The sequence below is a fragment of the Streptomyces phaeofaciens genome (genome assembly GCF_014648915.1).
Taxonomy (GTDB): Bacteria; Actinomycetota; Actinomycetes; order Streptomycetales; family Streptomycetaceae; genus Streptomyces; species Streptomyces phaeofaciens.
In genome coordinates, this window is the sequence record NZ_BMSA01000099.1 from 1 (window position 1) to 764 (window position 764).

General features: G+C 69.0%; 1 protein-coding gene. It reads left to right on the forward strand.

The genetic code is table 11. The features are described from left to right. Positions 1-60: 60 nt before the first annotated feature. The coding region (locus IE275_RS45720; RefSeq protein WP_189718611.1) for a transposase family protein at positions 61-764 on the forward strand (704 nt) is incomplete at its 3' end.

Genomic DNA, 764 nt, shown 5'->3' on the forward strand with positions numbered 1-764 from the left:
AGGCCCCCGGGCTGTTGATCGAGATGTCTGACGTCTCAATCACGTTGCTCGGGGGCCTCGTTGGTCATCCATCCTGCCGCACTCGACCTGCCGCATGCACTCGTGGAGTGGGTCACCATGCTGATCGTCACCCGTGAGGGCGACCGGCGCTGCAAGCTCCGTCCGTCCCAGCGAGCGATGGTGGCACTGGTGTACCTGCGCGAGCACATCACTCTGGCGAAGATCGCCGCCGGGTTCGGGATCAGCGAGTCCACCGCCCATGCCTACACCAGCGCGGTCGTCGACCTGCTCGCCGCCCGTGCACCGGGTCTGCTGAAGACGCTGCGCGAGCATGATCCCGACTTCGTCCTGCTCGACGGCACTCTCGCCGAGTGCGACCGGGTCGGCGACGGCCGGGCCGACTACTCCCACAAGCACCGCCGCCACGGCGTGAACGTGCAGGTCGTCACCGATCCCGACGGCCGGCTGCTGTGGCTCTCGCCCGCCCTGCCGGGCCGCACCCACGATCTGACCGCCGCCCGCACCCACCGGATCATCCGGATCTGCGAGCGCCAGGGCGTTCCCATCGTGGCCGATCTCGCCTACCAGGGCGCCGGTCCGTGGCTGACCACGGGCATCAAGCGCAGGCCCCTGAAGGAACTGACCCCCACCGAGAAGACCCGCAACCGTGCCCTGGCCGCCACACGGGCACCCGTCGAACGTGGAGTCGCCCGCCTGAAGTCCTGGCGGATCTTCCGCAGGTCCCGATGCAGTCCCAACCGCAT